Here is a 253-nt window from a genome sequence, read left to right as displayed (position 1 = left end):
CAAACTCTGGGTGGCTCGGCAGTTGATCGAGTCGGTCAGAGGGAATGTCAGGGAAGCGCGTCTGCTGATCGATGCCTGGTTCATGCGCAAGAGTTTGATTCTGCCCTTGCTCGAACAGAGGGTACGTATCATTGGTCAGGTGCGACGGGATACGGCACTCTACCTGCCTCCGGAACCAGAACCGAAACGCCGGGGGCCGAAACGAAAATACGGGCAGCGGCTCGATGCAGCCATGCTGGATACATTGCCAGCG

At 58.1% G+C, this 253-nt stretch carries 1 protein-coding gene; it reads left to right on the top strand.

The window, feature by feature from the left end; all coding sequences use genetic code 11:
* Positions 1-253, top strand: a 253-nt coding sequence (locus tag IV91_RS0114425) for a transposase (RefSeq protein WP_031599531.1), incomplete at both ends; no start/stop codon positions are given.

It is taken from the genome of Ferrovum myxofaciens, assembly GCF_000735045.1.
Lineage (GTDB): Bacteria > Pseudomonadota > Gammaproteobacteria > Burkholderiales > Ferrovaceae > Ferrovum > Ferrovum myxofaciens.
This window is presented reverse-complemented; position numbering and strand designations above follow the sequence as displayed.